This is a genomic window from Thiomicrorhabdus aquaedulcis, assembly GCF_004001325.1.
Classification (GTDB): domain Bacteria; phylum Pseudomonadota; class Gammaproteobacteria; order Thiomicrospirales; family Thiomicrospiraceae; genus Thiomicrorhabdus; species Thiomicrorhabdus aquaedulcis.
This window is the reverse complement of sequence record NZ_AP018722.1, coordinates 1956217-1969486: the sequence shown is the minus strand read 5'-3', so window position 1 is coordinate 1969486 and position 13270 is coordinate 1956217. Positions and strand designations below refer to the sequence as shown.

At 44.0% G+C, this 13270-nt stretch carries 15 protein-coding genes; 9 read left to right on the top strand and 6 right to left on the bottom strand.

Going from position 1 to position 13270, the window contains the following annotated elements; all coding sequences use genetic code 11:
• Positions 1-39 precede the first annotated feature (39 nt).
• From EP181_RS09040 to EP181_RS09030, 3 genes are all read right to left on the bottom strand, one after another.
• Complete coding sequence (locus EP181_RS09040) at positions 40-462, bottom strand: GAF domain-containing protein (RefSeq protein WP_127471349.1); 423 nt, start codon at positions 460-462, stop codon at positions 40-42.
• Positions 463-560: 98 nt separating this feature from the next.
• Entirely contained in the window at positions 561-1352 is a 792-nt protein-coding gene (locus EP181_RS09035) for a DAHL domain-containing protein (protein WP_127471348.1), read from the bottom strand.
• Positions 1353-1534: 182 nt separating this feature from the next.
• The gene (locus EP181_RS09030) at positions 1535-2596 is read right to left on the bottom strand and encodes a GGDEF domain-containing protein (RefSeq protein WP_127471347.1); all 1062 of its coding nucleotides are present in this window, start codon (positions 2594-2596) and stop codon (positions 1535-1537) included.
• Positions 2597-3001: 405 nt separating this feature from the next.
• Between EP181_RS09030 and EP181_RS09025 the strand changes: the two genes are divergently transcribed.
• Positions 3002-3577 (top strand): hypothetical protein, encoded by a 576-nt coding sequence (locus tag EP181_RS09025; RefSeq protein WP_127471346.1) that lies wholly within the window; start codon positions 3002-3004, stop codon positions 3575-3577.
• Positions 3578-3721: 144 nt separating this feature from the next.
• Here EP181_RS09025 and EP181_RS09020 read toward each other — a convergent pair whose 3' ends face one another.
• Positions 3722-3922 (bottom strand): YgaP family membrane protein, encoded by a 201-nt coding sequence (locus tag EP181_RS09020; protein ID WP_127471345.1) that lies wholly within the window; start codon positions 3920-3922, stop codon positions 3722-3724.
• A 306-nt stretch (positions 3923-4228) separates the two neighbouring features.
• Here EP181_RS09020 and EP181_RS09015 point away from each other — a divergent pair, with 306 nt between their 5' ends.
• The 5 genes from EP181_RS09015 to EP181_RS08995 all read left to right on the top strand — a co-directional run bounded on the left by EP181_RS09015 (position 4229) and on the right by EP181_RS08995 (position 7654).
• The gene (locus EP181_RS09015; protein WP_232023406.1) at positions 4229-4513 is read left to right on the top strand and encodes a winged helix-turn-helix domain-containing protein; all 285 of its coding nucleotides are present in this window, start codon (positions 4229-4231) and stop codon (positions 4511-4513) included.
• 182 nt (positions 4514-4695) lie between these two features.
• Positions 4696-5388: a TorF family putative porin gene (locus EP181_RS09010; protein WP_127471344.1), complete on the top strand. Its 693-nt coding sequence runs from the start codon at positions 4696-4698 to the stop codon at positions 5386-5388.
• A 372-nt stretch (positions 5389-5760) separates the two neighbouring features.
• Positions 5761-6189 carry a 50S ribosomal protein L13 gene (gene rplM, locus EP181_RS09005; RefSeq protein WP_127471343.1) on the top strand — a complete coding sequence of 143 codons (429 nt, stop codon included), beginning with the start codon at positions 5761-5763 and terminating at the stop codon, positions 6187-6189.
• An 11-nt stretch (positions 6190-6200) separates the two neighbouring features.
• On the top strand, positions 6201-6596 hold the full coding sequence (rpsI, locus tag EP181_RS09000) for a 30S ribosomal protein S9 (protein ID WP_127471342.1): 396 nt from the start codon (positions 6201-6203) through the stop codon (positions 6594-6596).
• 125 nt (positions 6597-6721) lie between these two features.
• Entirely contained in the window at positions 6722-7654 is a 933-nt protein-coding gene (locus tag EP181_RS08995; RefSeq protein ID WP_127471341.1) for a DNA ligase, read from the top strand.
• A 101-nt stretch (positions 7655-7755) separates the two neighbouring features.
• Here the strand turns inward: EP181_RS08995 and EP181_RS08990 are convergent, their stop codons facing one another.
• Positions 7756-8937 carry a pyridoxal phosphate-dependent aminotransferase gene (locus EP181_RS08990; protein ID WP_127471340.1) on the bottom strand — a complete coding sequence of 394 codons (1182 nt, stop codon included), beginning with the start codon at positions 8935-8937 and terminating at the stop codon, positions 7756-7758.
• A gap of 152 nt (positions 8938-9089) precedes the next feature.
• On the opposite strand from EP181_RS08990, the gene uvrB reads away from it, so the two are divergent.
• From uvrB to EP181_RS08975, 3 genes are all read left to right on the top strand, one after another.
• Positions 9090-11132 carry an excinuclease ABC subunit UvrB gene (uvrB, locus tag EP181_RS08985; RefSeq protein WP_127471339.1) on the top strand — a complete coding sequence of 681 codons (2043 nt, stop codon included), beginning with the start codon at positions 9090-9092 and terminating at the stop codon, positions 11130-11132.
• A gap of 126 nt (positions 11133-11258) precedes the next feature.
• The gene (locus EP181_RS08980; protein WP_127471338.1) at positions 11259-11573 is read left to right on the top strand and encodes a type II toxin-antitoxin system Phd/YefM family antitoxin; all 315 of its coding nucleotides are present in this window, start codon (positions 11259-11261) and stop codon (positions 11571-11573) included.
• The gene (locus EP181_RS08975; RefSeq protein WP_127471337.1) at positions 11567-12007 is read left to right on the top strand and encodes a type II toxin-antitoxin system VapC family toxin; all 441 of its coding nucleotides are present in this window, start codon (positions 11567-11569) and stop codon (positions 12005-12007) included. The genes EP181_RS08980 and EP181_RS08975 overlap by 7 nt, the downstream gene beginning before the upstream one ends.
• 91 nt (positions 12008-12098) lie before the next feature.
• Here EP181_RS08975 and EP181_RS08970 read toward each other — a convergent pair whose 3' ends face one another.
• Entirely contained in the window at positions 12099-13256 is a 1158-nt protein-coding gene (locus EP181_RS08970) for a PilT/PilU family type 4a pilus ATPase (protein WP_127471336.1), read from the bottom strand.
• Positions 13257-13270 lie beyond the last annotated feature (14 nt).

Here is a 13270-nt window from a genome sequence, read left to right as displayed (position 1 = left end):
TCATTGACTAATTGTTGCAGTAGTTGAGCGTTTTCATCGTTAAAAAGTCAGCTGTTCCGGTGTACACCACAAAAAACCAATGATTTCTTTGTCCACAAAAATAGGTAACGTGGCGCTGCCTTTAACCCCCCAGGCCTGGCTGATTTTTTCCCATGGCGTGCCGCGAATTTTTGCAACATGATTATTGGTAATGATCGCTTGTCGTTTAGTGTAACTTTCGGCAACTGCACCATGGCCTTCGGCCGTATTAGGGTCAACTGAAACGGTTAATGTTTTTAAAAAAGCCCCGCCCAAGCCAGCGGTGGTAATGGGTTTTACGCTTTTGTTGGATTGAATCTCGCCAATCCAGCAGCTGTCAAATTGGGCATCGTGCGTGGCGATGTCACAAATTTTTTGATACAAACTTTCTTTATGGGTAACGTCCATAATGGCCGAGTTGGCTTTAATAAGCGCTGCAAACATGGTTTTTTGATTAGAAAGGTTTTTAAGAGCCGTTTGCAACTGTATATTTTTTTTAAACAGCGTGTTTAAGGTTAGGCCAATATAAAGCAGTAACCCCCCTAAAAAAGTGAAATAAGCAGATAAATGTGTTTATTACGTTGGTCAAGAGCGCTAATGGCTTGCTCAAGCAAACTGTAAAACTGGGCAATCTCTGAACCTATGGGCAAGCTAAATAAGGTTTGGTGAGTCTTTTGCAAAACGGGTGTGTAACGAGAAATTAGGTCGCTGTGTTGCATAAAGGGTTTACATTGAACATCTTGTGTGGCCAGTTTAAGCTGGTTTAGGTGGTCGTTAAAAGATTGTAAAGAGGCGTCATTGAGTGCCTGTTTTAAGGTTACACCCGACATAAATGTTTTTATTAGTAAGGGTTCAAGTTCTTGATGTGATTGGGCGTGTAACACGGTAAAGCATTGGTCAAAGGTGCTTGGAAAATAGGCCCAAGAGTTATGCAATACTAAATAATTGGTTTTAAATTGATTTACTAACTCAGATTGTTCTTGCGACAAAATGAGCAGTGTTTGCAGGCTTTTGTCTAAGACGTTATTGGTGTGTATGGCAGGATTTTTAATCAGCGTCATTAAATGACTTTGTAAAGCCACACTTTGGTAATTTAGGGTGTCAAAATGATTAATCGTTTGGTTTTGAGGAGTGTCCAGGCTGTCTAATATGGCTCTTTGGAGTTCGTTAAGCATAAAGGTTTGTTTCAGTATGCTGGCGCGCTGTTCTAATAAGGGCGATTCAGTTTTTTGATACAGCAGTGCGGTTAACAATAAACTGACTAAAATAAGCAGCCACAGTTTGTAATGGGCAATATACCGATTTAAGAGTGCCTTAAATCTGGTACGAGTCACAATGCGATACCTTTTTTTGGGCTGGTTAGACCTGTAGGCAGGTTTAACAGGTTAATGTCGTTTGAATTAACGATTATTTGGGGTTCAAAAGTATATGTTTTTTGAAGCATGACTCCTCCTGGTTAACCTGTTTTTAATTGTGTTGGTGTGCAAACAGTCTTATGGGTGTTAAGTTAAAGATGTTACGATTCTGCTTCGCCACAGACTTTGTTGCGACCGGAGTTTTTGGCTTTATACAGGCATAAATCAGCACGGTGTATTAGGCTCTCAATGTCTTCGTCCATTTGATACATGGCCACTCCTGCCGAGATGCTTAAACTTAAAGGGGTGCTGTTGTTTTTAACGCTCAGGGTTTTGCTATTAACCTTTAAACGTAAATTGTTGGCAACCTTAAGTGCCTCGCCGTAATGGGTGTTGGGCAACAGCACCACAAATTCTTCGCCGCCTATGCGCGCTACTGAGTCACGTCCCTTGGTTTCTTCTTTAAGTAATTTGGCAATATAACGTAAAACACTGTCGCCAATTAAGTGGCCAAAAATATCGTTAACTTTCTTAAAATGGTCAATATCTAAAATAATTAACGCAAACGTGGCTTGCTCTTGTAAGGCCTTGTTTTTGAGGCGTTGAATGATTTCGTTAAAACCACGCCTATTAGGAATGTTGGTTAGCTCGTCGGTTTTGGCAATAGAAGTAGCTTGCTCTAACTCATCTTTAAGCTGTTTAATTTCGATTGCAGAAGCGCTTACTTGTTGCTGCAACTGCGAGGTTTCAACATAAAATTCATCTAAAGCCGGAAAAATTCGGGTACGTAAACGTTCGGCAATAGAGGCGGGAAGCTCGTTGTGCTCACTAATGTGTTGCATTTCATCGCGTAAATTAAGCTGTTTGCTTTGAGCGCGTTTTACCCAGTTTTCAATGTCGTTAAGCAAGCCATTGAGCAGTTTTCCTACTTCTTCGGTGGGTATTTGTTTATGAATAATATTAGTAATAAGCTCTATAAAAAGCCCTTGAGCCGTTTGGTCGTTATAGTTGTTAAATTCTATGGCATTGCTAATTTCTTCGGTAAAGTAGGGGTCAGCCCGGCTTAGCAGTTCGTAAATAAGGGTGTAGTGAATAGGATTAGCGTTGAGCTTTAAAGCGTTAATTTTAGACAAGGTTAAATTGGGTAAATTTTTGTCTGAATGTGAAGCTCCAAAACGTTCAATAATTTGATGCTGAGTTTTGGGCATGTTAGTTTGAGCCATAATTAAGTGTTAAGCCTAGGTAATAACGTTTAAAAGACCATTGTGTAAGCGGTGATTGAATTTGTAGCGGATTGGTTACTAAGTAATAATATTAGCTTTATCGGCCGCGATTGCAAGCAATTATCGCCAGTAGGGTTATTTAATTAAGGTTTTTATTTTGGAGTCTAAACTCTGCGACCATTTTGTGGGCTTTTGATGTTTTTTGAGAGTAGTTAGGCGCTGGTGTTCATCTATTTGTAACATGGTTTTAATGTATTTGTTACATAGCCTTTTTAAAATTAGGTCGTTTTAATCGTGACCACATTTAAATCCCTCGTGCATTGTATTGAGTAATGGGCGGTTGGGTAAAACACGTCTTACTATTCTTAGATATTCTTAATGTTCTTAATAAATAGGTGAACCTAAATGAAAAAATTACTGTTAGCAATCATGGCAACCGGAGTATTGAGCGGATGTACGGCCAACGAAACAACCACTGAAGAACCCAAAAATATGGCTAAAGCAGAAGCGGCGGCAACTTCGACTGCTCAAAACAACGATGATTTTTATGTGGTCATAGAAGACGGTCGTTTAAATGTGTTTTATGAAGCAGAATTATACAAAAGCTTTTTGTCTGTAGGCGAAGCTACATTTCGTAAAACTATGATTGGTGCTGGTCCAAAGGGCGAAACAGTGATGCACGGTCTAACCAAAAAAGACAGTGAAAAAGCCAGCGGTATTCCTTCAGTTGAAATGTTAGAAGGGCGTTTAGCGCCCGCTGAAAAATTTTACGGTGAAATTAGACACGAAGGTCGTATTAATGTGTTTGATAACTGGGCATTATTGCAAGAGTATTTAGCCAATCACGAGGTGGCGTTTAGAGTGACCGAAGTGGGCGCGGGGCTAAAAGGCGAAACCATTGTATTTGCGCAAACTAAAGCCAATAGTGAAAAACAGCCTACTGAGTTAAGAGCTAAATTTAAGGCGTTTTATGCTAAATAAGATCTTCGCACTTCACTTGTGCAAAGGTTGCAAATAAACGGGTTTTAAAAACCGTTAAAAAAGCCATATAAAAAGGGTTAAACATAAAAAGCCAGGCGATAATTTATCCCTGGCTTTTTTGTGTTTATAGCTCTTAATAAGCGCTTATTTATAATTAATGTGCTCGTGTACTGCACAAGTTTGCACGCCCAGCAAGGTATACAACGGGCACCATTTAAGCAATCCGGTGGCCAATGGAATAACCCCAATGTAAGCCCAGGCCCCTAAAACATCAAAAAAAGCTAAAGCAATTAGCGCCAACCCCGCAATGATTCTGATGATACGGTCTAATAATCCAACGTTCATGTGTACTCTCCAAAATAGAATTTAAATAGCGCCTATGCATTCATACAAGGTCAATTAATACGCTAACATATTTTATAAAGCCTTTGCACAAGTAGTCGCCTTAATCAGGTAAATTTTACCTCATGTTTCTTTCGCGTCTCACGCGTGCAAATGGCTTAAATTATCTTACAATAGGGTTTTTGCTAAGGAAGATTTATTTATGTCCATTTCAACCGTGCCCACAGAGCTTGAAATTAAATTGCCTGGTGAAGGGTATTCTAAAACATAAGAGCGCGTTTTTGGATTACAGGTACAAAAGCCAGTTACGTGGGCATTGGACGAATTGAGTTGTTAGAGCACATTGCGCATTTTGGTTCTATTAACCAAGCGGCAAAGCAGATGGGCATGTCTTACAAAAAAGCCTGGAAACTAATTGAAGAGCTTAACGGCATGTACGATCAACCACTGGTGGTAAAAGTGCAGGGTGGTAAGTCGGGTGGTGGCACGCAATTAACGGCCAAGGCTGAGCGATTGATTAAATGCTTTAGAGAGCTTGAAGACGATTTACAAAAGTTTTTAATGACAGCGAGTCATGCTCTTGAAGAGTTGTAATATTTTGGTGCAACTTTGTTTTAAATTGTGCGAAACGAGGCGATTTTAGAGAGTTAAAAAAGTGGTGGGCAGTGTTTTTATTTTTATGCTATTGATTTATATAATTAATTTTAATATTGGCACTTATTTGGTTATAAGGTTATTGAACAATTTAATTTATTTTTAACGTTGGAGTAACACAAATGAAAAAAACACTTAAATTAAAAACCGTATTGATGTCAATGGCGCTAGCTGGTTCTGCGGCTATGGCGGTTGCTCCCGCCACCTCTCACGCGGGTGTTTCGGCCAATGCTGGGTTTGTAACCGATTATATTTTTCGTGGTTTTAATCAGCAAGAGGATACGCCATCACCAGCATTGCAAGGTGGTTTGGATTACGAACATGATTCTGGATTGTTTGCTGGCGTATGGGGTTCAACCATGGAGCATGGTGCTGAATACGATTTATATGCTGGTTGGGGTGGTAACTTTGGTGGCGTTGATTTAGGCGCGGCTTATACAAGCTACAGTTACACAGATAAAAAAATCTATGGTGGAAAAGCTGGTGCGTTTGAGGAAATTAATTTATCAACAGGTTTTGGACCACTTTCAGCAACTTATGACTTAGGTCAAGATAATACTGTTGAATCTACGGCTGAAGATAAGTATGTGCATTACTCTGTGTCGTTAGACGCTGGCGCAGTGGCTGAAGGGGTTTCTTTGACTTATGGCGAAACTAAATACGATAAAGCAGACGCAGCGGCTTACTTTGACATTGGTTATTCGACAGAAGTTGAAGGGTTTGATTTCGGCGCAAACGTTATCATGAGTGGTGCAAACACCAATGACACGACTTACTTTGTAGTCGGTTTATCAAAGTCATTTGATTTAATGTAATTTAAAATTGTAAGCAAGTTGTAAACCAAAAAAGCCAGCATTTTGCTGGTTTTTTTGTGTTTAAAGTGTGTAAAGAGTTTAAGCATGATTAAAAATACGTTTAAAAGCTATTTTTAAACTCACCAGGCCTGGTCAAGGCCAAATTGTTTTAAATACATATCAAGTTCACGTCAAATTCATCTAAACCCAACAAAATAGTCGTAAATAATATTGAAACTTAATTCATAACTTTGTATAATTTGCGGCTCGTTAATCCCTTCCCCCTTATTGCCCGTTAAAACAGTAAGTGGATTTTTGATTAACTGGTTGAAATCAATCGCTAATCAAACAATCTTTTGGATTTGGATTATTTAAATTATTTAGGAACAAATTATGAAAACATTTGTTGCAAAACCGGCTGAAGTTAAACGCGACTGGTACATTGTAGATGCTGAAGGTAAAACTTTAGGGCGTATGGCGGCTGAAATCGCTTCACGTTTACGTGGCAAGCATAAGCCAGAATTCACACCACACACTGACTGTGGCGATTACATTGTTGTTATCAATGCCGAAAAAGTAGCCGTAACCGGTAACAAGCGCAAAGATAAAATGTACTATCACACCACTGGTTATGTAGGTCACCTAAAATCAACTAACTTTGAAAAGTTAATTGAAAAAGCCCCTGAGCGTCCAATTGAATTTGCAGTAAAAGGGATGTTGCCAAAAGGTCCTTTAGGCCGTGACATGTTCAGAAAGCTAAAAGTGTATGCAGGTACCGAACACCCACATACAGCACAACAACCTAAAGCACTTGAGTTGTAAAAGGAATTATTATGGCAACAGTACAGCAGTATTACGGAACAGGTCGTCGTAAAAGCTCAGTAGCGCGCGTATTTATGCGTGCAGGTTCTGGCAAAATGACGGTAAACGGTCGTGCAATTAATGAATATTTTGCGCGCGATACCGATTTAATGGTTATTAATCAGCCATTAGAAGCCACTCAAAACCTAACGACGTTTGATATTTATATCACTGTGTTAGGCGGTGGTACTACCGGCCAAGCCGGTGCCGTTCGTCACGGTATTTCTCGCGCATTGTGCGTATACGATGAAGTTAACCGCCCAGCACTTCGTGCACGTGGTTTACTAACGCGTGACGCTCGTGAAGTTGAGCGTAAAAAAGTCGGTCTTCGCAAAGCGCGTCGTCGTCCTCAGTTCTCAAAGCGTTAATAATTTATTTATTACCGTATTTGGTTCTGTTAAAAAACCCGCCTTGGTGCGGGTTTTTTTATGCCTGTAAAAAATACGTGCTTTTGCTATGATGGTTATCTTACTAATAAGACGTAGGCATTGCTATGACACTCATATTAAGTAAACACTCAAAAGCAAACCCACCAGGCCTGGTAAGATTAATTTTAAAGGTTATAACCGTGTGCATACTGGCAGTACCCATGCCGTCATTAGGTGCGGTAGAGCGTCCTAACATTATGCTGTTAACCGAGTACTCAAACACGCAAGAGGTAAACGGTTGGGTCATGAGCGAAAAACTCGATGGCGTACGTGCGCTGTGGGATGGCAAGCAGCTGATCAGTCGCAATGGTTTGGTGTTTGCCGTGCCCGAGTGGTTTATTGCCGGTTTTCCACCTTTTGCGTTAGATGGCGAACTGTGGTTGGCGCGTGGCCAGTTTGAACAAACCGTGTCGGTTGTTAATCAACTGACCGCGCATTCTGGTTGGCAGACATTAACCTATCAGGTATTTGAAGTGCCGTACCAGCCCGGTGGATTATTGGCGCGCTTGGCGGTGGTGAATGATTATCTTAAAACGCATTCCGCACCGTATTTGCGGGTTTTGGCGCAAGCCCCTATTCTTGAAAACAGCGACGTACAACGTTACCTGCATACGGTGTTGGCACAAGGCGGCGAGGGCGTGGTGGTGCGCAATCCCCAGCACGATTACCAAGTGGGGCGTTTGGCGTCGGCGCAAAAGGTCAAACTTAAACAGGATGCCGAATGCGTGGTGCAGGGAGTAACAGCCGGTAAAGGTAAATACACCCAACAAGCTGGTGCGTTGCTGTGTGCGTTACCAACTGGGCAGTTTGCTCATTTGGTGGGCGAGCTTAGAGTGCTTAAAATTGGCAGTGGTTTAACCGACGCGTTGCGCGCCACGCCGCCGCCATTCGGAAGTTGCGTGACCTTTCAATATATGGGGCTAACCCAAAAAGGCTTGCCGCGCTTTCCGGTGTTTTTAAGAGTGCGCAACGATGGGTGTGGTGAGAATAGTCGTTAATAACAGCTATAACCGCTAAAAACCAAAAAGCCCGCGACAATTTAATCGTCGCGGGCTTTTGGTAAATCAAGCGTGTTAGCGGTTATAGGTCAACCTCAACCCTAGCTTTGCATAAACGCCTCAATACGATCGAGCGCGTTGACTAAATTTTGCATGCTGGTCGCAAACGAAATGCGCAGGTGTTTGTCGGCACCAAAGCCCGAGCCAGGAACCGCCGCCACCAATTGCTGTTCAAGCAACGCATTTGCAAAGTCGGCGTCGGTTGCGTAGCCTTTTAAATCCATGGCGTGCGAAATATCCATAAAAGCGTAAAACGCACCATCGGCTTTAATGCATTTAAAACCGGGGATTTGATTGACGCGCTCGGTCACAAATTCGTTGCGTTTTTTAAACTCGACCAACATGGTTTGAATGCACTCTTGCGAACCATTTAACGCCTCAACCGACGCAGCTTGCGAAATAGAACATGGGTTAGAGGTGCTTTGCGACTGTACGGTGCGCATGGCGGCAATGATTTCAACCGGGCCACCCGCATAACCAATGCGCCAACCCGTCATGGAATACGCTTTAGACACGCCATTTAGCACAATGGTGCGATTGGTTAGTTCTGGGCAAACTTGCAAAATATTGATAAAAGGCAAGTCGGTTAATAAAATGTGTTCGTACATGTCGTCCGAGGCAATGAGAATATTAGGGTAGTTAATTAACACTTCGGCCAAGGCTTTGAGCTCGGCGGCGGTGTAAATGGCTCCAGTTGGGTTGGACGGACTGTTGATAACCACTATTTTGGTTTTAGGGGTAATCGCCGCTTGCAGTTGTGCGGCGGTGATTTTAAAACCTTGCTCAATGTTTGCCTCAATAATCACTGGCTCGCCACCGGCTAACAGCGCCATGTCTGGGTAAGAGACCCAGTAGGGTGCGGGGATAATCACCTCATCGCCGTCGTTTAACACCGCTTGGCACAAGTTAAAAAAGCTTTGTTTGCCGCCTGACGACACCAAAATTTGGTTCATGGCAAAGTCCAAATGGTTGTCGCGTTTAAACTTGGCGCGCACCGCTTCTTTCAGCTCTGGGGTGCCGTCCACCGCTGTATAACGGGTTTGGCCAGTTTGAATAGCGCTAATGCCAGCGGCTTTAATGTGATCGGGCGTATCAAAATCGGGTTCCCCCGCGCCAAGGCTAATAATGTCTTTGCCTGCGCGTTTCAGTTCAGCGGCCTTGGCCGTAATCACTAGAGTCAGTGAGGGTTTTACTCTGTTAACGCGATCCGATAAGCTGGTCATTTTAATGTTTTTCTCCGAAAATAAAGGAGCCTGTATAATGGTTGGTTGGGTGCGTTTGGGCGTTTATAGCGTTGGGCGCACGTTAAAACACGTTGTAATAGGCAATACCGGCTATTTTACTGGATTTTTGTGTCTTATTTAAAGGAATAATTGTGTCTAAATTGTTTGAACTGGTTTCGCACTATCAACCCGATGGTGATCAGCCCAAAGCCATTGCACAATTGGTGGAAGGTTTGCAAGACGGCGAAGCGTTTCAAACCCTGCTGGGCGTAACGGGTTCGGGCAAAACCTTTACCATCGCCAATGTGATTGTGCAGGTGCAACGACCCACCATTATTTTGGCGCACAACAAAACCTTAGCCGCGCAACTGTACGGTGAAATGAAAGGTTTTTTTCCTAAAAGTGCGGTGGAATATTTTGTGTCGTACTATGACTATTATCAACCCGAGGCGTATGTTCCCGCGTCGGACACGTATATTTCTAAAGACTCGTCGGTGAACGAGCAAATTGAACAGCTGCGTTTATCCGCCACTAAAGCCTTACTAGAACGCCCAGACGTGATTTTAATTGCCACCGTGTCGGCCATTTACGGTTTGGGCGACCCCGAAATGTATTTAAAGATGATTTTGCAGGTGCGCCTAGGCGACAAATTACCGCAACGCGATGTGTTGGCGCGGTTAATTTCGATGCAATACACCCGCAACGATGTTGAGTTGTGGCGCGGCACGTTTAGAGTACGCGGCGATGTGATTGATGTGTTTCCGGCCGAAGCCGAAGAGTTTGCGGTGCGCTTAACCTTATTTGACGACGAAGTGGAGGCCATTGCGTGGTTTGACCCGCTGACCGGCGAGGTGATTAGCAAACCCACCCGGGTCACTATTTATCCCAAGTCGCACTACGTTACGCCGCGCGAACGCGTGTTGGACATGCTGGATTCGGTGAAAGAAGAGCTTAAAGTGCGCTTAGAAGACCTGCGCGCGCACCATAAATTAGTCGAGGCACAACGCCTGGACGAACGCACGCGCTTAGACATCGAAATGATGCTCGAGTTGGGGTATTGCCAAGGCATCGAAAACTACTCGCGCTATTTGTCGGGGCGCGACGCTGGCCAACCGCCGCCGACCTTGATGGACTATTTTCCTAAAAACGCCTTGCTGGTCATTGACGAAAGTCACGTCACCATTCCGCAAATTGGCGGCATGTACAAAGGCGATCGTTCGCGGAAAGAAAACTTGGTTAACTACGGGTTTAGATTGCCTTCTGCGCTGGATAATCGTCCTTTGATGTTTGCCGAATTTGAACAACTCATGCCGCAAGCGATTTTTGTGTCGGCCACGCCGGCCAAATACGAGGCCGAACATTCGTCCAAAATTGTAGAGCAAGTGGTGCGCCCCACCGGTTTATTAGACCCCATTATTGAAGTGCGCCCAGCCTTAAGCCAAGTAGACGATTTATTGGGCGAAATTAAACAGCGCGTGGTGCTAGAGCAGCGAATTTTAGTCACCACCCTAACCAAGCGCATGGCCGAAAATTTAAGCGAATATTTAGAAGATCACAACGTAAAAGTGCGTTATTTGCATTCGGACATTGACACGGTCGAGCGCATTGAAATTATTCGCGATTTACGTTTAGGGGTGTTTGACGTGTTGGTGGGCATTAACCTGTTGCGCGAAGGATTAGACATTCCTGAAGTGGCCTTGGTGGCCATTTTAGACGCCGACAAAGAAGGTTTTTTACGCTCAGAACGCTCGTTGATTCAAACCATTGGTCGCGCGGCGCGCAACGTGAACGGCAAAGCCATTTTGTACGCTGACAAAATCACCAAGTCAATGAAAGTCGCCATAGACGAAACCGAACGCCGCCGCACCATGCAAATAGCCTACAACTTAGAGCACGGCATTACCCCAAAAGGCTTAAACAAAAAAGTCAGCGACATTTTAGAAGACTCGCCGTACGCCTCTAAATCGTCGCGCCCCAGCACTGCGGCGCAAACCGCCAAAGTGGCACAAGCGCAAGCCGACTACGCCGCCCATCACAAAACCATGACACCCGCGCAAATTGCCAGCCACATTAAAAAACTTGAAAAACAGATGTATCAAGCCGCCAAAGGACTGGAATTTGAAACCGCCGCACAACTGCGTGACGAACTCAAAACCCTAAAAAACACCTTGGTAGGCATTGGGGATTTGCGTTAAAAAACGTGCAAATGGATTTAACCAGGCCTGATAACGTGTTAGCAATTGAATGACTTGGCGATTTTTATTCCTGAATTTAGATAATAAATGTACAATTTATGTGTACATTAAAAAGAGGGTGACGTTATGCAAACACAAAGTTTTACCGATTTTCGTAATCATTTGGCGTTGGTTATGGAGACGGTTACCTGTGATCACCAATCGGTCACGATTACCAAACACGGAAAGCCGTGTGCAGTTTTAATGCCCATTGCTAACGCCGCTGGACAGGGTGTGCCAGTGTTTGATGCGATTGTTGCTTGGCGTCAAAAATACCTCGCAGAGGAAGCGGAAAGCACAGTAAACGATTTAGACGACTGGGCAGCGGTTCGCGAAAATGAGTTAGGTTGTGACGCAAATCGTGATTTGGGTCGTGATTTGGGTCGTGATTTTTCATGGTAGAAAATAATATCGAGCAAATTGGCTATTTATTGGACACCAATGTGATTTCAGAACCGTCTCGTCTACAACCTGATTTTGGCGTGATGGACAAACTCTGTGGATTGAGCGAGCTGTGTGGCTTAAGTTCAATCACGCTGCATGAGCTGCGTTTTGGATGGCTAAGAATGCCCGATGGCGCTAAAAAGCAAGCGATAGGCGCTTATCTCTCACAAGTGGTTACGCACTATCCTTGCTTTACTTATGATGTCAAAGCCGCTCGAGTGCATGCTGAAATTAGAATAGACTGTCAAAAGAAAGGGGTCGTTTTACCTTTTGTCGATGGGCAAATTGCCGCCATCGCGATTTCAAATGGATTAGTTTTGGTCACGCGTAATCAAAAAGACTTTAAAGGGGTTGAAGGTCTTAGGTTAGAAAACTGGTTTACGGCCTGCTAGCAATTTGTTGGGTAACGCACCGCAAAAAGAATGTAACCAGGCCTGGTAAAAGCTTATTTTTAAACTCACTGCTTAAATTCTACTTTAACCATTAATCAACGTGAGTGCGTAGGCTAAACGTGGGAGTGGGTTGGGCTTTTTGTTCTTCGTATTCGGCGTTGGGGGGCGGCAGCTGGCTGTTTAGTTTGATGTTTAAGCGTAAATCGTTGGTGGAGTCGGCGTTGCGCAGAGCGTCTTCGTAAGTGATTTTTTGCGCTTCATACAGTTCAAATAAGGCTTGGTCAAACGTTTGCATGCCTTGGGCTTCTGAGGCCAACATCAACTGTTTTATCTCTCCCACCTTGCCATTAAAAATTAACTCGGCCATGCGCGGGGTGTTGATTAATACTTCAATGGCGGCCACCAAGCCGCCGCCGATTTTAGGCACTAATCGTTGCGACACAATGGCTTTGATGTTGAGCGATAAGTCCATCAAAATATGGGCGCGCTCGGCGGATGAAAAAAAGTTAACAATGCGGTCAAGCGTTTGGTTTGCGTTGTTGGCGTGCAGGGTGGACAGGCATAAATGACCGGTTTCTGAAAACGCAATGGCATGTTCCATGGTTTCGCGGCTGCGAATTTCACCAATTAAAATCACGTCGGGTGCTTGGCGCAAGGTGTTTTTAAGGGCGGTTGAGTAGCTGTCGGTGTCCACGCCCACTTCGCGTTGGGTCACAATGCAGTTTTGATGTGAGTGAATAAACTCAATGGGGTCTTCAATGGTAATAATGTGGCCTTGGGTTTCTCGATTGCGTACGTCAATTAAGCTGGCCAGTGTGGTCGATTTACCTGAGCCTGTGCCACCGACAATTAATACTAGACCGCGTTTTTCTAAAATAATGTCGCGCAAAATGGGCGGCAACTTTAAGCTTTCAAACGACGGAATGTGCGTGTGTACCGAACGAATGACCAGGCCTGGTGTGCCGCGTTGAATAAACGCGTTAACCCGATACCGCGCCAGCCCACTGATGTGATAAGCAAAGTTGCACTCTTGGGTGGTCTGAAACGACGCCAGTTGGTCGTGGTTCATAATGGCGTGAGTCAGTTGAGTGGCAATGGCAGGGGTGAGTTTTTCTTCGGTAATGTCGATAATTTTGCCGTCTTTTTTCATGGACGCGGGGCGACCGGCGGTAATGAATAAATCGGAGCCACCTTGCTGGCTAAAGTAGGTCAGTAAGGCGTGCAAATCGTTTAAGGTGTCATTGTTCATGGTAAATACTCCAA